The organism is Rhodoferax ferrireducens T118 (genome assembly GCF_000013605.1).
GTDB classification, from domain to species: domain Bacteria; phylum Pseudomonadota; class Gammaproteobacteria; order Burkholderiales; family Burkholderiaceae_C; genus Rhodoferax; species Rhodoferax ferrireducens.
This window is the reverse complement of the sequence record NC_007908.1, coordinates 316238-333585: the sequence shown is the minus strand read 5'-3', so window position 1 is coordinate 333585 and position 17348 is coordinate 316238. Positions and strand designations below refer to the sequence as shown.

The following is a 17348-nucleotide window of genomic DNA, read 5'->3' as shown; positions in this document are numbered from 1 at the left end:
TCCGTAGACCCGCTCCCGCTGCACTGCCGAATTACATTCCGCTCCATTGCTGCCACTCATTCTTGGCTGACTGTTTCCGAGAAAACTGCTCGACTCCAATTCAAAGCAATCAGTTGCCTACATCGCACTGAACCAGGGGGTAGGGTTTGGGTTGGAATGAATGGCGGTATTTACTGAAATGCGCGCGGGGTGTTGTTGTCTATGTGTAGGCCCGGCCCAACACCCGGCATATTTCTGGCACCGCCCGGTACAAGCACGAGTAGTGCGACAGCCCGCTGAAGCTTTGGGCTGAGGCAGCGCCCGGAATTGCCGATGCCAGGTAGTGCGCCATCTGCGGCGGCGACCAGTTGTCCGCATCACCATGCCAGAGGTGAGTGGGCACAGCAATGTCGGCCAGTGTGGCGCTCCACGGCTGCACATACGCCCCAACGTCTCTTGCATAGCCCCGCACGCGGCCCAGAAAGCATGAGCGCAATATGGCGGTGATGCGGGCCTGAAACTCAGGGTCGGCGGCCAGGGCCTTGTCAGCACCTTCGGCACTGGCAAACAGCAAGCGAAACAAGGCTTTGGGGGCCAGCCAGGCGAGCAAACTTTGCCAGTAAGACAACAGCAGAAACAGCACAGGCGCAGCCTTGGCCAGTTGAAACACCTGTTGGCCCGCCATGGCTGGCAGAAACTCCCCCGCCTCCAAAGGCGCTGCCGCAGACACCAAGTGCAGACTTGTGACCCCGTTGGGCATGTACCGGCAAGTCTGAAGGGCGATGAACGCACCGATGGAAAATCCAATGAAATCGACGGCTTGACCGCCAGCTTCTTTTGCAATTTCTTCGGCCAGAAGCCGGTAATACGCCTCTCCGGTGATAGAAGGATGGATGGCAAACCGGTCAAGGCAAAGCACCGTCAAGCCGTGCTTTTTTGCTTCCAGGTCGAAGAGCTGCCCTTCTTCCGGGGCACCGGGGGCACCGTGAAAATAGATGACCAGTTTGCCGTGGGTGGAGCCAAATTGATGAAGTTTCAAGGGTGCGACTTCCATGCTGGATATCTAGAAGTGGGTTCAGCTATTCGAGATTCTCGAATAACTGCCGCCGACACCAACTCAAGGTGCTGATCCGGTGTCGGAACACAGGCATAACCGATCAACATGATCTGTCTCACACGTGGTCGCACGCAAATAGTTTTCTTGCACGTGCCAGATCGGTGCTTCCATCCTCAGCCAATTCGAGGAAATAGGGGAGCTGCCAACTTTGGGTTTTAACCGCCTGTTTGGCGACCGGATGACTCCACGGCGGATAGACCCGAATGGCACGTTTTCCAGCATGTTTTTGACTCGACAGAATGCCCATTTTGATCAAGATGCTTTTGTCGAATACGAACTGCCCGCAGCTCTCTGTATTCGATGTGTACACGACAACAAAATCGACTGGATCGTTGGCATCAATAGGCGCTATTACACCGCTTGGCTGCGGACGTTTCCATAGTGTCACGAACTGGCCAACTTTGGTTGGCGTCGTCTTGGCCACACGAAAGACGACACGCTTTGCATCCACTTCAAAACGGCAGGCACCGTAATCCGCACTTTCCATTTCGCGCACAACGGCATCAGACAACTTCATTCCAGCAGACTCATACACATTCTTGACCAAAGCGTGCAAGTCCATTGAATCAAGATGGGGCATTTTTTCCACTCACAGATAGGTGGTTTGTGTTGGTGGTCATGATTTCACTCCGGGGTTGTTGCAGTCTTCATTGTCGGCATCGAAATGAGCACGCGATTGAGAATTTCAAGAATCATTTTCGAGTATCCAAATGTCTTGATTGCAGGTGACACATTCATGACCCGGCATGGACTCCCAAAAACCGTGTTGATGAGCAGGTCATTCTTTGCCGTGCGATTTCTTCCATTTTCTGAGATTGCCTACAGTTATCTCATGGCGGCATACCAGCTAGCCGCTTATGCACGTAGTCAGGGTTAAGTCGGCTGCTGACAATGCAGCCAACACAACTTTTGTCTTGGCACGAGTGACCCCATGAGCAAACCCACCACAGGTGATTTCACCCAAAGCGAAGCTTTCACCAAGACCCCCGGCTGGCTGGACTGGTACAGCGGCCCGGCCAAGCCGCGCTTCCAGTTGCCCGCAGGTAGCGTGGATGCGCATTGCCACGTGTTTGGCCCGGGGGCTGAATTCCCCTACGCACCCGAGCGCAAATACACGCCGTGTGATGCGTCCAAGGCCCAGCTGTTTGCGCTGCGCGACCACCTGGGTTTTGAGAAAAACGTCATCGTGCAAGCCACCTGCCATGGAGCCGACAACCGTGCGCTGGTCGATGCGCTCAGAAGCAGCAAGGGCAAGGCGCGCGGCGTGGCCACCGTCAAGCGCAGCGTGAGTGATGCCGAGCTGCAAGCCATGCACGACGCCGGTGTGCGCGGCGTGCGCTTCAATTTTGTCAAACGGCTGGTGGACTTCACGCCTAAGGACGAGCTGATGGAGATCGCCGCTCGCATCAAGGCCTGGGGCTGGCATGTGGTGATCTACTTTGAAGCCGTGGACCTGCCCGAGCTGTGGGACTTTTTCACCGCGCTGCCGACCACCGTGGTGGTGGACCACATGGGCCGCCCGGACGTGTCGCTGCCGGTGGACGGGCCGCAATTTGCGTTGTTCCAGAAGTTCATGCGCGAGCACGGCAATGTGTGGAGCAAGGTGAGCTGCCCCGAGCGCCTGAGTCTGACCGGCCCCAAGGCCTTGAACGGCGAGCAAAATGCCTACCGCGACGTGATCCCGTTTGCCAAAGCCATTGTTGAAGAGTTTTCAGACCGCGTGTTGTGGGGCACCGACTGGCCGCACCCGAATTTGAAGGATCACATGCCCGACGACGGCCTGCTGGTGGACTTCATCCCGCACATTGCGCCCACGCCCGAACTGCAGCGCAAACTGCTGGTCGACAATCCCAATCGCCTGTACTGGAGCTAAGACACGCATGGCACTCGACAAACCCTACAAAGACATCCCCGGCACCATCATTTTTGACGCCGACCAAAGCCGCAAAGGCTACCACCTCAACCAGTTTTGCATGTCGCTGATGAAGGCCGAAAACCGCGAGCGCTTCAAGCGCGACCAGCGCGCTTATCTGGACGAATGGCCGATGAGCGAAGAGCAAAAGCAGGCCGTGCTCGACATGGACCTGAACCGCGCCATGGCCTTGGGTGGCAACATCTACTTTCTGGCCAAGATCGGCGCCACCCACGGCAAGAGCTTTCAGCAAATGGCGGGCAGCATGACCGGCATGAGCGAGGAAGAGTACCGCGCCATGATGCTCGCCGGTGGCCGCTCCATCGAGGGCAACCGCCATCTGGGCGAAGACGGCGATGCCCAGCCGCAACATCAACCCCAAGGCCAAGCCGGCCGCAAAGCGAGCGTCTGACCATGGCCAAAATTACCGCCTCCGTTTACACCTCCCACGTGCCCGCCATCGGCGCGGCCATTGACCTGGGCAAGACACAAGAGCCGTACTGGCAGCCGCTGTTCAAGGGTTATGAGTTCTCCAAACAGTGGATGAAGGACAACAAGCCCGACGTGATTTTTCTGGTCTACAACGACCACGCCACCGCCTTCAGCCTGGACATGATTCCCACCTTCGCCATCGGCACGGCGGCGCAATTTCTTCCCGCAGACGAGGGTTTTGGCCCGCGCCCGGTGCCCAAAGTCATCGGCCACCCGGACCTGGCATCGCACATCGCCCACTCGGTGATCCAGCAGGACTTTGACCTGACCATCGTCAACAAGATGGAAGTCGACCACGGCCTGACCGTGCCACTGTCCCTGATGTGCGGCCAGCCCGATGCCTGGCCCTGCCCGGTGATCCCGTTTGCCGTCAATGTGGTGCAGTACCCGGTGCCCAGCGGCCAGCGCTGCTTCAACCTCGGCAAAGCCATCCGCAAAGCGGTTGAAAGTTATGACCAGGACCTCAAAGTGCAAATCTGGGGCACCGGCGGCATGAGCCACCAGTTGCAGGGGCCGCGCGCCGGCCTGATCAACAAAGAGTTTGACAACGCGTTTCTGGACCGCCTGATTGCCGACCCGCAAGGCCAGGCCAGCGTGCCGCACATAGACTACGTGCGTGAAGCTGGCAGCGAGGGCGTTGAACTGGTGATGTGGCTCATTGCCCGTGGTGCGATGGACGACGTGGCGGGCAATGCTGCAAATAGCATAGCTACACACGCAGGTAGCGTGCGGGTTAGACACCGTTTTTATCATGTTCCCGCGTCCAATACGGCGGTGGGTCATCTGATTTTGGAGAACATCTGAATGAGCAAAATCATCAAAGTCGCCCTCGCCGGCGCCGGTGCCTTTGGCATCAAACACCTGGACGGCATCCAGAACATCGACGGTGTTGAAGTTGTCTCGCTGGTCAGCCGCGATCTGGAAAAAACAAAAGAAGTCGCCGCCCGATACGGCATCAAGCACGTCACCACCGAGCTGGCGGACAGCCTGGCTTTGCCCGAAGTGGATGCCGTCATCCTGTGCACGCCGACGCAAATGCACGCCGCGCAAAGCATCGCCTGCCTGAAAGCCGGCAAGCATGTGCAAGTGGAAATCCCCTTGGCCGACACCCTCCATGGCGCCCTGGAAGTGGCGGCCATGCAGGAGCAGACCGGCCTGGTGGCCATGTGTGGCCACACCCGCCGCTTCAACCCCAGCCACCAGTATGTGCACCGGCAAATTGCGGCGGGCAAGTTCAACATCCAGCAGATGGATGTGCAGACCTATTTCTTTCGTCGCACCAACATGAACGCGCTGGGCCAGGCCAGGTCCTGGACCGATCACCTGCTGTGGCACCACGCGGCCCACACGGTGGACCTGTTTGCCTACCAGTGCGGCAGCCCCATCGTCAAAGCCAACGCCGTGCAAGGCCCGATCCACCCGGTGCTGGGCATTGCCATGGACATGAGCATCCAGCTCAAGGCCGCCAACGGCGCCATCTGCACGCTGAGTCTGAGCTTCAACAACGACGGCCCGCTGGGCACTTTCTTCCGCTACATCGGCGACACGGCAACCTACATCGCACGCTACGACGACCTGTTCACGGCCAAGGAAGAAAAGATCGACGTCAGCCAGGTTGACGTGTCCATGAACGGCATCGAGCTGCAGGACCGCGAGTTCTTCGCCGCCATCCGCGAAGGGCGCGCGCCCAACAGCAGCGTGGCCCAGCTGCTGCCTTGCTATCAGGTACTGCACGATTTGGAGCAGCAACTGCTGTCCTGATCACCCATGCATCGCCAGGGGCCACGCGGGCTTGGGCCGGGTAGGAGCCCACTACAATCACGCCCTTTTCCTGCCCGTAGCCCCCGTCATGCACATCGTCGTCAACGAAGACCTCAAAGCCTATATCGATCCCCTCACCCCCGACGAGCACGACGCCCTGGAACGCAGCCTGTTGGCTGAAGGCTGCCGCGATGCCCTGGTGCTCTGGGGTGATGTGCTGGTGGACGGCCACAACCGCTATGGCATCTGCCAAAAGCACGGCATTCCGTTCCAGACCCTGCAAAGCACGCTGTTCACGAGCATGGAAGACGTCCACCTGTGGATGATCGACCAGCACCTGGGGCGGCGCAGTGTGTCTGACTTTCAGCGCGGCGTGCTGGCGCTGCGCAAGCGCGAAATCCTGAACGACAGACGCCTCAAGGCAGCGCCCCCGGTGGGGCCTGGCAGCACGGCACCCGCTTTCGAGACCACAGACGCGTCAACACCCGCCGCCCCTGCCACGACCGAGCCGCTGAAAAGCCGCGAAGACATCGCCAAGGCCGCACGCCTGAGCAGCAGCCAGGTCGTGCTGATCGAAAAGATTCAAAAGCAGGCGGCGCCGGAGGTGGTGGCCGCGGTCAAGTCGGGCGCGATCTCGCTCAACGCCGCCGCAGCGGTGGCCACCCTGCCCGAGCAGGAACAAGTGGCCGCAGCCCAAGGCGGCAAGGAACTGCTGCGCCAGGCCGCCAAGCGCGTGCGCGAGAGCAAGAAGCGCGCACCGGTTGACGAGGCCCAGGATTCGGCGGAGGACTCAGTGGCGGCACTGAAGGCCCGCGTCACTGAGTTGGAAGCAGAGAACGCCAAGCTGCGCGCGCAGTTAGCGACATTGATGGGCTGATCGTGGCAACAACTCCCTATTTTTTCGCACCCGCTGGCCACGGGCTGGTTCCGGCTTTGCTGGCCATCCTGGCGCTTGCGGGTTGCGCCTCCACACCATCGGTCGAGCCCGGGGCAGCGGCACCATCGACGACCTCTGCTAACCCTACACCAGCCGGTGCGACACCTGCCACACTCGACGCGGTTGAAAACAGCCAGAAGTTTGCCCGTTGGGTGGCCGAATTCAGCGCCACCGCGCGCACGGCTGGCATTGACGAGGCCACGCTGCATATCGCGTTCGACAACGCCCGCTTCCTGCCACGCGTCATCGAGTCGGACCGTGCGCAGCCCGAGTTCACCCGCACACCGTGGGACTACCTCGATACCGCCGTGTCGGCGCTGCGCGTCACCCGTGGGCAAGACAAGCTGCTGCAACTGCGGCAGCAAATCGACCCTATCGCCGTGCGCTACGGCGTGCCGACCGAGGTGCTGCTCGCGATCTGGGGCATGGAGAGCAGCTACGGCAGTTTTGTGGGCGACCTACCCACCATCGACGCCCTGGCGACGCTGGGCTTTGAAGGCCGACGCGAGGCATGGGCGCGCAACCAATTGCTGGTTGCTTTGAAGATCTTGCAGAGCCACGACATAGTCCGCGTGCAGATGGTGGGCTCATGGGCGGGTGCCATGGGCCAGACGCAATTCCTGCCCTCGGTCTTCCTGGCCTACGCGGTCGATGCCGATGGCGATGGCCGACGCGACATCTGGGGCAGCGTGCCCGATGTGATGGCATCCACCGCCAACTTTTTGGTCGGCTCCGGTTGGCAGGCCGGTCAGCCCTGGGGGGCCGAGGTGCGCTTGCCGCCGGGATTCGACTACGCGCGCACCGATGCCGATGTGCGCCAGCCCACCGCCGCATGGGTAGGCGCGGGCGTGCAGGCCATGGACGGCACAGTGCTGCCAAGCTTTGCCGACGGCTCCATCCTGCTTCCGGCTGGCGCGCGCGGGCCAGCCTTTCTGGTCGGCAGCAACTTCCGCACCATCCTGCGCTACAACAACTCCACCAGTTACGCGCTCGGTGTCCACCTGCTGGCGCAGCGGCTGGCCGGTGGCCCCGCGATCCAGGCCGCCTGGCCGCGCGACCTGCACGCCCTGACGAGTGACCAGATGCTGGCGCTGCAAACGGCGCTGAATGCGCGCGGCTTCGACAGCGGTACGCCCAACGGCAAGATGGGCCCGGCCACGCAGCGCGGCATTCGCCGCTACCAGCGCAGCCTGGACCTGCCGACGGATGGTTATCCGACGCTGGACTTGCTGCAGCGTCTGCAGTGACTGCGCCTACTTGAACTGCAGTTTGGCACCGTTCAAGGGCACGGCGGTCAGGCTGTTCTTGGGCGAGCCGTCAACCAGCTTGTCCGAGTAGGTCAGGTACAGCAGCACCTGCCGCGTCGGGTCCACCATCCGCACGACGCGCATCTTTTTGAACAGCAACGAGCGGCTTTCGCTAAAGACTTCCTCGCTCTTGGGTATCGGCACCGTGGAGGAGATGAGCCCCACCTGCCTACAGGCGATGGAAGACTCCGACTTCTCCGTGGCCACGCCCAGCGCCCCCTTCAACCCACCCGCCTTGGAGCGGGACACGTAGCACGTGATGCCCGCCACCTTGGGATCGTCAAAGGCCTCCACCACAATCTTGTGGTCCGGGCCCAGGAGCTTGAAGGCGGTGTCCACTTCGCCGATTTGCTGGGCGATGGTGGCGGATGCGAACGGAATGGAAATGGCGAAAGCAATAGTGTGGCGTAGTTTCATAGCGCTAATGTAGATTCTTTACATCAAGCGTCTCGGCACACGCCTGGCAGACGCGTGCGGTACCTGGTTTTCACATGGCGTGCTCTAAAGCCTCAGTTTTTCAGGCTGCAAGTGCTCGCTACTGATCCGGCATAGAAATCAACCAATACAGGTACATCAAACCTATCCCAGTAAAGACCATCAGACTCAAAACGGGGATCGGTAGTCCGAGAAAAGCTGCCTGATCCGTTGCGCATTCCATGCCGCCGACTAATCCGGACCTGAAGAATCCAAAATAATTACCATTTTTAAAGAAGTAAACCAGACCCCTGCCGCAGGACCCAATGGCTGCCTCTTGGTGGAATAGCAAATAGACTTGGCGACATGAACTGACCCAGCCAAGAACAAAACTCAGTTCCGCTGCGCGTTGCGCTGTGCGGCGAATTGCAGACCCAGTGGCCGTCAGTAGCAAACCAATAGCTGCCAGTATCAACGCCAATCGCTGAAACCAACACATTGAGCAGACTTCTAAACTGAATGTCAACCCGACGGAAACCGCCGCGATAACCGCACCCAAGCAGAGGGTGCCGAATATCAACAACATCCGATTTGGACGCGCAAAAAAATCAAACATCACTTTTCTGTCCGAATGAATTTACGAACCAGTTCTATTCCGTGAGACGAAGGATTCAACTACACACGTAGTTGATTAGACGCGCCCACGCCTTCTCTTCCTCTGCAATCCAATTGGTAACAACTTGATCGACATTCATTTTCAATTCCTTATTCGAACGTGATTACAACTACAACAGTGGTAGATGGCCGCACCAATGCCGCTGGATGCGCCGGTCACCAGCGCGCGCTTGCCAATGTTGATGGTGAAGAAATGTGTATCGGTCATGCTGGAATGCTCCTGCTTTGGATGATCGGGATATCGATAGGGTCGGCAACGGTGGCAGCAGTCGGATCCCAGTTTGATTTACACCGGCGCACATGGCGTGAAGAAGCGTTGCTTGCGTTGGGGCGTCGTGCGTGGATAGGTCGGTGATGTGGGTGTTACGCAGGGCCATGCGGTGTTCTTTGTGGCCGCGTGCGGGTCGATAGGGTTCATTCCGGGCCGCGTCGCGCTGCCGATGATGTCACGGTCATTCAGATCGTGTTGACTGCGTTCAAAAACTGCGCCATGGATTTCGTATCACATTGGCGGCTCGCCCAATCGGCCACAGCAATTGCAGCCGACGCCTTTGCGCGCTCACGATCAGCACCAAGCCCGACAACGAGGTTGATGCACATGGGCACCAGTATTTCGATCGGCGGATTTAATGTCGCCGCGAAATGGCCGCCGAGTTCCAACAATATGAACCCGTGCAATGTGCTCCATAGCTGTGCAGCCATAAGGTCCGGTTCCATCTGGCGCACGCAGTTGCCTTTGATCAGGCGCTCGCATCCTCCCCGCAGGTGTGAGTAGGACGCCATGAATGCGTCCGCACCTACCTTTGGCGCAGTGGTCGACTCTCCCCGCACGGGACCGTATCTGCCCTGAATCGACAAGCCAAACATCAGGTCATACAGGTGCGCGTTGCGCATGGCGAAGTCCCGGCAGGCCAGCGCAATGGCACACAAATCGGTCATGGCGTCTTGGGTGTTCGCGACCTGCCTGAAGATGTCTGCCTGTTGCCGGAATCCTTCTTCTGCCACCGCCTGGAGCAGTTCTGAAACGCCGCCGAAGTGCGTGTAGACCCCCATCGTCGAAAGACCGGCTTCACTGGATACCGAGCGCGCCTTGATTTCCGTGGGGCCATGGGTGGCCAGCAAACGAATCGCCGCCTTCAGTAGGCGACTTCGGGGATCAGGGTTAACCATGAGAATATTTGCTTGCAGGGTTTCAATAACAACGTTATATTAACACCATAACACTGTTATTCCAGCCGCGCCTGATCCTGGGTTTGCGGTTTTCCCGGTAGTCCGGACTCGTGGGCTATTACCACGAAGCCACCAAGAGAAAGAGGTCAGACGATGAGCAACACCCCCCCGATGCCTGGGCGCATCAATGTGGAAAGCCTGGATTCGGTGTGGGTCGCACACTTGGACGGTGGCGCGTTCGGCCTGATGGGGCTGAACATGGCTGAAGAACTGGCGGCGCTGCTGGATCGCGTGGAGGCCAATGCCGCCGTTGACGCAGTGGTGTTTACAGGGATGCATCCGGGCCGCTTCATCGGTCACGCCGACGTGCGCTGGCTGCAGGAGGGCGGCGCGAGCATCCCGAGGTTGGGGTTGGGTACGTCGTCGGCGGTCGCCCGGGCCTCGAAGGCAGTGCGCGGTGTTCCGGGTCTGGAGGCGATAGCCGGGCTAACGCCACTGGATGGTGGCATGCAGCTCGACAAGCTGCACGAGACCTTTTTTCGGATGAACCGTAGCGGTGTGATTTTTATTGCGGCCCTGAACGGATCTGCGCTGGGGCTGGGCAGCGAGTTCGCGCAAGCCTGCGATGTACGTCTCATGGCCGACGGCGACTTCTTCATCGGGCAGCCGGAAGTACTGCTGGGCATCAACCCCGGAGGTGGCGGCACGCAGCGGTTGCCGCGCCTGGTTGGCAATCACCGCGCGCTGTTGTTGATGCTGGAAGGCCGCCCGGTACCGCCTCGGAAGGCATTGGAAATCGGTTACATCGATGAGGTGGTGCCGCCGGATGAGCTGCTTGAACGAGCGATCGCCCGCGCACGGTACCTGGGCTGCCGTCCCAGAAAAGCCAGGCAGGCGATCAAGCGCGCCGTGTACATCGGGGGGTCCGCCACGCTGGAGGAAGGGCTGCACATGGAGCGCACCGAATTCATCCACATATCGCCCAGCGAGACCGCGCAGACCCTGATGAGCGAATACCTGCGGCGAACCGATCAAGACGGTGATGTGCCGTTCTATAACCCCGAAATTCTCGAAGAAACACTCCAGCACGGATCCCTGCCGGTTCAGGGCAAAGGGAGCAATAAATGAATCGATCATCCAAACAGCATATGCAGGTGGTGCGCCATGACGTGCGCTTTGACTCAGGGGAAACTTACTGCTCGGCTTGGCTCTTTCTTCCAGTGGGAGTAGAGCGCCCCCCTGTAGTCGTGCTCGGGCATGGGCTGGGTGCCATCCGCGAGATGCGCCTGGATGCCTTTGCTGAACGTTTTGCCGCCCAAGGCATCGCCGCCTTGGCTTTTACGTACCGCTATTTCGGTGACAGCGGTGGTCAGCCACGGCAGCTCATGTCCGTCCCACGCCAGTTGGAAGACTGGGAGGCAGCGCTGAACTTCGTCAAGTCTCGTCAAGACCTCGACGACAGCAGGCTCGCAGTATGGGGCAGCTCTTTCGGGGGTGGGCACTCCATCACCATGGCCAGCCGCCATCCCGAGCTGCGCGCAGCGGTTGCCCAATGTCCGTTCTCCGACGGATTGGCTTCGGCCACCGCACAAGGGCTCATCGCGGGCATGAAGGGCTCAATGAGGCTTCTTCCTCTGGCAATGCGTGACTTTGCTGCCAGGCGCAAGGGGCGCGCGCCAGTGACGGTCCCCATCGCTGGAGACCCTGGCCAGTTGGCGTTGATGAGCACGCATGATGCGCTGAATGGCTACTTGAAGTTGGTGCCCAAGGGCTCCGAATTCGTCAACCACGTAGCCGCCCGCGTGATCCCGGAGATCGTGAGATACCGCCCCGGACTTTCTGCTCACAAGATCAAGTGCCCCATTTTGTTCTGTGTTAGCGAAACCGATACGGTCACACCACCGGGGCGAACCCTTGTCCTCGCACGCCGGGCACCACGAGGCGACATCAAGTGCTACAACGCCGGGCACTTCGACTTTTACCTTGGCGCGGTATTTGAGCAATTGGTCTCGGATCAGTCGCGCTTCCTGGTCGAGCATCTTGTGCCGACAACGCCCCATCCAATCTCTCACTAATTTGAAAGAACCCATCGTCATGAAACTCAACACACTTGCACTGGTTACTTTGTCAGCCGCTTGCATGGCCTTGCCAGCGTCGGCGAATGAGGCATCGCCAACGGGTCTTTGGAAAAACATTGATGACGCCACCGGCAAGCCGCGCGGCATGATCCGCATTACCGAATCGAACGGAACACTGCAGGGAAAAATCGAAAAGTTATTCCCTGCACCCAACGAAGATCTCAATCCAACGTGCAAAAAGTGCGAGGGCACGCTCAAGGACGCGCCGGTCATCGGCTTGACGATACTCAGCGGCATGTCCAAAGAAGGTGATCAATACGCTGGTGGCCAGATTCTGGACCCCGACAACGGCAAGACCTACCGCAGCCAGTTGCGTCTCATTGAAGACGGTAAGAAGCTCGAAGTGCGTGGTTACATCGGCGTACCCCTGTTAGGCCGCTCACAGACCTGGGTGCGTCAAGAGTAAGAACGCCCCTGCAAACAACCGCCCTGGAGTGCTATTGACAAATACGCACACCCATGTCGCCTTGTGTGCCAGCCATGGCTGAAACGGGCGCACATGCCGAATTCCATAGCCGACAAAGAGACAAGTATGTCACCCAGCAAACAAGAAATGACGCGATTTTCTGATCTTCCAAGCTCCCGCGCGGCTGCGGCGCCCGATGCGCCGTGTATCGCCGATGCCAGCGCCGCCCTGTCCAACAGCGACTTTCATTTGTGCGTCCTGCGCGCGGCTGGCGTTTTCGAGACCCATGGCATCAAGGCGGGCGACGTCGTCGCGCTCATGCTGCCGAACCAAGCCGAGTTCGTCGTCGCGATGTTCGCGGCCTGGCACCTCGGTGCCGCCATGACGCCTATCAATCCTGCACTGACGCAGAAGGAAGCGTCTCACCAGATCGTCGACTCCCGCGCCAAGCTCCTCATCAACAGCACTGGTGAGGCGGTGGTCGCAGGCGTCACCACGTTGCCCGCGACGGCACAGAAGGATGGCCCCAGGCATGAAGGCAAACCGGTGGACGACCCGTCCGCCCTGGCCTTACTGATCTACACCAGCGGCACCACCGGCCTGCCCAAGGGTGTGATGCTGGACCACGCCAACATCGAAGCCATGACGGAAATGGGCCGCGAGGGGCTGCAGATCACTTCTGCCGACCACTGCCTGCTGATCTTGCCGCTCTTTCATGTCAACGGCATCGTCGTGAGCGTTCTGACGCCATTGGCCAGCGGTGCGCACGTCACGATCCGGCGCCGCTTCGACATTGACACCTTTTTTGCCGACATCGAACGCCTGCGGCCCACGTTTTTCTCAGCCGTTCCGACCATCTACACGATGCTCGGGGCTCTGCCGTCCGATGTGCGCCCCGACGTGTCCAGCCTGCGCTACGGCGTGTGCGGCGCTGCGCCCGCCTCAGCGGAATTGCTCACTGGCTTCGAGGCGCGGTATGGCTTCCCACTGGTCGAGGCCTATGGGCTGTCCGAGGGCACCTGTGGGTCTACGCTGAACCCGGTCGACGGCGTGCGCAAAGCAGGGACGGTTGGTTTACCGTTGCCCGGTCAGAAGATTGCGATTGCGGACGGCAAGGGCGCGCACCTGCCTCCCGGTTCGACCGGTGAAGTGTTGGTCGCCGGCCCTAATGTCATGCGTGGCTACCTTAACCAGCCCGACGCCACCGCAAAAACCATCGTCAATGGCTGGTTGCACACCGGTGACATCGGCCGCATCGACGACGACGGTTACCTCTCCATCGTTGGCCGCCTAAAGGAGATGATCATTCGCGGGGGCGAAAACATCTACCCGAAAGAGATCGAAGATGTTTTGGTCGAGCACCCCAGCGTGCTGGAAGCGGCGGTGGTGGGCGCGCCGGACGAGCGGCTTGGCGAAATCGTGGTCGCCTTCGTATCGCGCCGCCCCGGTGCCACCGTGACGGTCGATGCGTTGAACGCACACTGCGCCTCGCGCTTGGCCCGCCACAAACTGCCGGCGATCATTCACATCATCGAATCCCTGCCAAAAAATGCAGTAGGCAAGATCGCCAAGCCGGTGCTGCGCGAGCAGGTTCGGGGGCAATGAGCATGACCGGCTCAGCACACCAAAGTCGACCGGCCATCTTCGTCACGGGTGCGGCCACAGGCATCGGGCGCGCCTGCGCCGAACGGTTTGCACGGCACGGCTGGTTCGTCGGCCTCTACGACATCGACGCGGATGGCGCTGCAGAGGTGGCTGCGACCCTGGAGCACGGCTGTGTGGTGGCGGGTGCACTCGACGTGACCGATCCTGATGCGTGGCGGGTCGCACTGGCCCAGTTCTGGGAGAAGAGCGGTCAGCGACTGGATGTGCTTTTCAACAATGCTGGGGTGCTGACCGCAGGCCCCTTCGAGACCGTCGAATTGGCGAGGCATCAGGGGATGCTGAACGTGAACGTGCTCGGAATGATCAATGGTTGCCACAGTGCTTTCGACTATCTGCGTCGCACGCCGGGCGCCCGGGTGATCAACATGGCCTCCGCTACAGCGATTTACGGACAGCCTGACCTGGTGACCTACTCAGCGACCAAGTTCGCCGTTCGTGGCTTCACAGAGGGGCTGGAACTGGAGTGGCATCGGCACGGCATTCGTGTCTCAGATGTGTGGCCCAGCTTCGTGCGGACGGACATGGCGAAGAAGTTTGAGCGCATCGCCAGCGCCAAGTCGCTGGGTGTTCGGCTGATGCCGGACGATGTTGCCGCCACCGTCTGGGCCTGTGCAACCAGCCAGTCGCTAGTCCCCAAAACGCATTGGACCGTTGGCCTTCAGGCCAGGCTGCTGGCCATCGCAACGAGTGTCTCACCGGCCCCGATCAGCCGTTGGGTGGTGCGGCAACTTGCACATCAAACATAGGAGCGCACCACACCCCATCCATAGACAACGCTCACATACACATCGCAGGCTGGCGAGCCTCAAGCCCCAAATCCGCATTAACAACTACAAAGGAGACACGATGTACACCAAACGACTCAATCCAATATGCGCTGCAACACTTGCAATCGCTGCTTCACTTCCCATGGCGGCCCACGCCGACGATCCCGACAACATCTTCCGCATCGGATATGCCCATGTCGGATTCGACCTCAAATCGAGCGACTTGACCGGTCCGCCCGGAACGACACCGCCTGGTTTGCGCATCAATGTCAAAGATCTTGACATCCTGGCGCTGAGCTACGAGCGACGTCTGTCTCCGAACTGGGGGGTCCAGTTCCAAGCAGGTATTCCGCCGACATTGACGACTGTGGGCGCAGGCGCGGCAGTACCGGTCGGTACCGTGGCGAAGGCGCGCATCTGGTTCCCGACGGTGTTGGCCCGGTACACCTTCACCGGCGTACCAACCGTTCGACCCTACGTTGGAGTCGGCGTAACCTACACGTTTTTCACTGACGAGGAGGTGACCACCGGTTACACAGCCGCCCTTCAGGGCAGCAGCAGCTCCATGAAGCTGGAGGACTCGTGGAGCCCCTATGTGAGACTTGGCGTCGAGTATCCGATCGATAAAAACTGGATCGTCAACGTTGAGTACTCGACATTTCAAATCAAAAGCACAGCGACCGTTGTCACGCAGACGCCTGGCTTGGGTCCGATCCCCCGGCGTGTGGACATCAAGGATACGCCGCAAATATTTGGCGTGACTATTGGCTACCGCTTTTGACACCCGCCCCCTCGTTGAACACCGATCGAGACTTCAAGAACACGGGACCAAGTCAGCCGCCGTCAGCACCGGCGACAACTATCTATAGGGACGGTATGCCAGCATGAAATTCGATTTTGACTGGTTGGTGATTGGCTCCGGTTTCGGGGGCAGCGTTTCAGCGCTACGGCTTACTGAGAAGGGCTACAGCGTCGGCGTGCTGGAGCGCGGTCGGCGGTTCCGCGACGAGGACCTGGCCGAATCAGCATGGCAGCTCGGACGCTTTGTTTGGGCGCCGATCCTGGGCCTCAAAGGCGTGATGCGCATGCGCGTCTTCCGGCATGTGTTCTTCCCGAGCCAGTCAGCGGTTGGCGGTGGCAGCACGGTCTATGGCGGCGTTCTCTACCGGGCGCGTGACAAGTTCTTTGAGAATGCGCAGTGGCGCGGGCTGGGCGACTGGGCACGCGAACTGCGACCGCACTACGAACAGGCCGAGCGGATGTTGGGGGTAAGCACCGTGCCCTTCACATCCACCAACCAGCGCCTGGCGTTGTCGATGGCTCGGCACTTTGGCCGGGAGGACGATTTCGTCCTGTCGCCGACGGGTGTTTACTTCGGCGATCCTGGGGTGACCGTCAAAGACCCGTTCTTCGGCGGCCAGGGCCCTGATCGCACCGGATGCATGCGGTGCGGATCGTGCATGGTGGGCTGCCGTACTGGCGCGATGAACACGCTGACCAAGAACTACTTGTGGTTCGCGGAGAAGCTTGGCGCGCAGATCAAGGCGGAACGCGAAGTCGTCGATGTGCGGCCGATCGGCGCAGCAGATGGCAGCGAAGGCTACCAGGTGACCACCCAGCGACCTGGTGCCTGGTTTGGCAGGGGGCGCCAAGTGCACACCGCTCGCGGCATCGTGTTGGCGGGCGGCACCTTGGGGACGAACGAGCTGCTGGCGAACTGCAAGCTGAGCGGTTCGCTGCCACGCATCAGTGACCGCCTCGGTGACCTGGTGCGCACCAACAGTGAGTCGGTCCTGAACGTGCGACTGCCCACCGACATGGAGACCTGGAAGGATGTCACCGCCAGCAGCTGCGTGAGACTGGATGACGAGACCCAGATCGAGTTCCTGACCTATGGTCGGCGCGCCGACCTCATGGGGATGATGTACACACTGTTGGTCGGAAGGGGAAACCGCGTCACGCGACCGCTCAAGTGGCTCGGCGCGATTACTCACCATCCCGTGCAATGGCTAAAGACGCTGTGGCCGTTCGGCTGGAGTCGGCACATGGTGACCCTGCTGGTGATGCAGACCCTGGACAACGCGATCGCCTTGAAGCCCAGGAAGCGCTGGCTGGGCGGGGGCTGGCGCGTTGTCACCGAGCAGAATCGAGAGCGGCCGAATCCAACGTACATCGACGTTGCCAACCAAGCAACCCAGTGGCTCGCGCGGCACACCGGGGGCATCGCCCAGAGCAACATCGTTGAGGCGTTGGCGAATATCCCTACCACTGCGCACGTTCTGGGAGGAGCCGTGATTGGCGCTGATGCCTCAAGTGGCGTGATTGATCAGCAGCTGCGCATATTCGGCTACAAGAACATGCTGGTCTGCGATGGAAGCGCGATGCCAGCCAATCCTGGTGTCAACCCGGCACTGACGATTACAGCGTTGGCCGAATACGCGATGTCGCACGTTCCATCAGCAACCACACACCGCCTTGGTACTGCAGGTCAGCCGTGAGCACTTCCAGCGGGATGGGCGGCCGAACCGCCTCGGGCTCTCCACGAAAATGTGCTTGTACCGCTTCCTGAATAGCGGCAGGCAGATCGCTCCACTCATCGGCGGCAGAG

20 protein-coding genes are annotated in these 17348 nt (G+C 60.1%); 13 read left to right on the top strand and 7 right to left on the bottom strand.

Features of this window, described 5'->3' with window-relative positions; genetic code table 11:
• Positions 1-199: 199 nt before the first annotated feature.
• Positions 200-1018, bottom strand: coding sequence for an alpha/beta fold hydrolase (locus tag RFER_RS01665; protein WP_244095780.1), 819 nt, complete (start codon positions 1016-1018; stop codon positions 200-202).
• A gap of 133 nt (positions 1019-1151) precedes the next feature.
• On the bottom strand, positions 1152-1676 hold the full coding sequence (locus tag RFER_RS01660; protein ID WP_011462660.1) for a MepB family protein: 525 nt from the start codon (positions 1674-1676) through the stop codon (positions 1152-1154).
• Between the two features lie 351 nt (positions 1677-2027).
• Between RFER_RS01660 and RFER_RS01655 the strand changes: the two genes are divergently transcribed.
• The 6 genes from RFER_RS01655 to RFER_RS01630 all read left to right on the top strand — a co-directional run bounded on the left by RFER_RS01655 (position 2028) and on the right by RFER_RS01630 (position 7445).
• Entirely contained in the window at positions 2028-2969 is a 942-nt protein-coding gene (locus tag RFER_RS01655) for an amidohydrolase family protein (RefSeq protein WP_011462659.1), read from the top strand.
• A gap of 7 nt (positions 2970-2976) precedes the next feature.
• Complete coding sequence (gene ligA, locus RFER_RS01650) at positions 2977-3420, top strand: protocatechuate 4,5-dioxygenase subunit alpha (RefSeq protein ID WP_011462658.1); 444 nt, start codon at positions 2977-2979, stop codon at positions 3418-3420.
• Positions 3421-3422: 2 nt separating this feature from the next.
• The gene (locus RFER_RS01645; protein ID WP_011462657.1) at positions 3423-4304 is read left to right on the top strand and encodes a class III extradiol dioxygenase subunit beta; all 882 of its coding nucleotides are present in this window, start codon (positions 3423-3425) and stop codon (positions 4302-4304) included.
• Positions 4305-5261: a Gfo/Idh/MocA family oxidoreductase gene (locus tag RFER_RS01640; RefSeq protein WP_011462656.1), complete on the top strand. Its 957-nt coding sequence runs from the start codon at positions 4305-4307 to the stop codon at positions 5259-5261.
• An 88-nt stretch (positions 5262-5349) separates the two neighbouring features.
• Positions 5350-6138 carry a hypothetical protein gene (locus RFER_RS01635; protein WP_011462655.1) on the top strand — a complete coding sequence of 263 codons (789 nt, stop codon included), beginning with the start codon at positions 5350-5352 and terminating at the stop codon, positions 6136-6138.
• A gap of 2 nt (positions 6139-6140) precedes the next feature.
• The gene (locus RFER_RS01630; RefSeq protein WP_011462654.1) at positions 6141-7445 is read left to right on the top strand and encodes a lytic murein transglycosylase; all 1305 of its coding nucleotides are present in this window, start codon (positions 6141-6143) and stop codon (positions 7443-7445) included.
• A gap of 6 nt (positions 7446-7451) precedes the next feature.
• On the opposite strand, the gene RFER_RS01625 is transcribed toward RFER_RS01630, so the two are convergent.
• The 4 genes from RFER_RS01625 to RFER_RS01615 form a co-directional block, all read right to left on the bottom strand.
• Positions 7452-7922, bottom strand: coding sequence for a CreA family protein (locus RFER_RS01625; protein WP_011462653.1), 471 nt, complete (start codon positions 7920-7922; stop codon positions 7452-7454).
• Positions 7923-8040: 118 nt separating this feature from the next.
• Positions 8041-8535, bottom strand: a complete 495-nt coding sequence (locus RFER_RS01620; protein ID WP_041790018.1) for a disulfide bond formation protein B — start codon at positions 8533-8535, stop codon at positions 8041-8043.
• Between the two features lie 141 nt (positions 8536-8676).
• The gene (locus tag RFER_RS24795; RefSeq protein WP_279587690.1) at positions 8677-8802 is read right to left on the bottom strand and encodes a hypothetical protein; all 126 of its coding nucleotides are present in this window, start codon (positions 8800-8802) and stop codon (positions 8677-8679) included.
• Positions 8803-9050: 248 nt separating this feature from the next.
• Complete coding sequence (locus tag RFER_RS01615) at positions 9051-9764, bottom strand: TetR/AcrR family transcriptional regulator (protein WP_011462652.1); 714 nt, start codon at positions 9762-9764, stop codon at positions 9051-9053.
• Between the two features lie 153 nt (positions 9765-9917).
• On the opposite strand from RFER_RS01615, the gene RFER_RS01610 reads away from it, so the two are divergent.
• The 7 genes from RFER_RS01610 to RFER_RS01580 all read left to right on the top strand — a co-directional run bounded on the left by RFER_RS01610 (position 9918) and on the right by RFER_RS01580 (position 17238).
• A complete protein-coding gene (locus tag RFER_RS01610) occupies positions 9918-10892 on the top strand; it encodes an enoyl-CoA hydratase/isomerase family protein (protein WP_011462651.1) in 975 nt (324 codons plus the stop codon).
• Positions 10889-11839, top strand: a complete 951-nt coding sequence (locus RFER_RS01605) for an alpha/beta hydrolase (protein WP_011462650.1) — start codon at positions 10889-10891, stop codon at positions 11837-11839. Before RFER_RS01610 ends, RFER_RS01605 begins: the two co-directional genes overlap by 4 nt.
• Positions 11840-11858: 19 nt before the next feature.
• Entirely contained in the window at positions 11859-12308 is a 450-nt protein-coding gene (locus RFER_RS01600) for a DUF2147 domain-containing protein (RefSeq protein ID WP_041790015.1), read from the top strand.
• A gap of 147 nt (positions 12309-12455) precedes the next feature.
• Complete coding sequence (locus RFER_RS01595; protein WP_041791234.1) at positions 12456-13913, top strand: class I adenylate-forming enzyme family protein; 1458 nt, start codon at positions 12456-12458, stop codon at positions 13911-13913.
• Positions 13910-14719, top strand: coding sequence for an SDR family oxidoreductase (locus RFER_RS01590; protein ID WP_244095779.1), 810 nt, complete (start codon positions 13910-13912; stop codon positions 14717-14719). Before RFER_RS01595 ends, RFER_RS01590 begins: the two co-directional genes overlap by 4 nt.
• A gap of 100 nt (positions 14720-14819) precedes the next feature.
• On the top strand, positions 14820-15521 hold the full coding sequence (locus tag RFER_RS01585) for an OmpW/AlkL family protein (protein WP_011462646.1): 702 nt from the start codon (positions 14820-14822) through the stop codon (positions 15519-15521).
• Between the two features lie 103 nt (positions 15522-15624).
• A complete protein-coding gene (locus tag RFER_RS01580) occupies positions 15625-17238 on the top strand; it encodes a GMC oxidoreductase (protein WP_011462645.1) in 1614 nt (537 codons plus the stop codon).
• Here RFER_RS01580 and RFER_RS25055 read toward each other — a convergent pair.
• Complete coding sequence (locus RFER_RS25055) at positions 17159-17323, bottom strand: hypothetical protein (RefSeq protein WP_425057095.1); 165 nt, start codon at positions 17321-17323, stop codon at positions 17159-17161. The genes RFER_RS01580 and RFER_RS25055 overlap by 80 nt on opposite strands.
• Between the last annotated feature and the right edge of the window lie 25 nt (positions 17324-17348).

Coding starts and splice junctions, on each gene's coding strand:
- RFER_RS01660 (WP_011462660.1), bottom strand. CDS start 1,676: ATGCCCCATCTTGATTCAATGGACTTGCACGCTTTGGTCAAGAATGTG.
- RFER_RS01655 (WP_011462659.1), top strand. CDS start 2,028: ATGAGCAAACCCACCACAGGTGATTTCACCCAAAGCGAAGCTTTCACC.
- ligA (WP_011462658.1), top strand. CDS start 2,977: ATGGCACTCGACAAACCCTACAAAGACATCCCCGGCACCATCATTTTT.
- RFER_RS01645 (WP_011462657.1), top strand. CDS start 3,423: ATGGCCAAAATTACCGCCTCCGTTTACACCTCCCACGTGCCCGCCATC.
- RFER_RS01640 (WP_011462656.1), top strand. CDS start 4,305: ATGAGCAAAATCATCAAAGTCGCCCTCGCCGGCGCCGGTGCCTTTGGC.
- RFER_RS01635 (WP_011462655.1), top strand. CDS start 5,350: ATGCACATCGTCGTCAACGAAGACCTCAAAGCCTATATCGATCCCCTC.
- RFER_RS01625 (WP_011462653.1), bottom strand. CDS start 7,922: ATGAAACTACGCCACACTATTGCTTTCGCCATTTCCATTCCGTTCGCA.
- RFER_RS01620 (WP_041790018.1), bottom strand. CDS start 8,535: ATGTTTGATTTTTTTGCGCGTCCAAATCGGATGTTGTTGATATTCGGC.
- RFER_RS24795 (WP_279587690.1), bottom strand. CDS start 8,802: ATGACCGATACACATTTCTTCACCATCAACATTGGCAAGCGCGCGCTG.
- RFER_RS01615 (WP_011462652.1), bottom strand. CDS start 9,764: ATGGTTAACCCTGATCCCCGAAGTCGCCTACTGAAGGCGGCGATTCGT.
- RFER_RS01610 (WP_011462651.1), top strand. CDS start 9,918: ATGAGCAACACCCCCCCGATGCCTGGGCGCATCAATGTGGAAAGCCTG.
- RFER_RS01605 (WP_011462650.1), top strand. CDS start 10,889: ATGAATCGATCATCCAAACAGCATATGCAGGTGGTGCGCCATGACGTG.
- RFER_RS01600 (WP_041790015.1), top strand. CDS start 11,859: ATGAAACTCAACACACTTGCACTGGTTACTTTGTCAGCCGCTTGCATG.
- RFER_RS01595 (WP_041791234.1), top strand. CDS start 12,456: ATGACGCGATTTTCTGATCTTCCAAGCTCCCGCGCGGCTGCGGCGCCC.
- RFER_RS01590 (WP_244095779.1), top strand. CDS start 13,910: ATGAGCATGACCGGCTCAGCACACCAAAGTCGACCGGCCATCTTCGTC.
- RFER_RS01585 (WP_011462646.1), top strand. CDS start 14,820: ATGTACACCAAACGACTCAATCCAATATGCGCTGCAACACTTGCAATC.
- RFER_RS01580 (WP_011462645.1), top strand. CDS start 15,625: ATGAAATTCGATTTTGACTGGTTGGTGATTGGCTCCGGTTTCGGGGGC.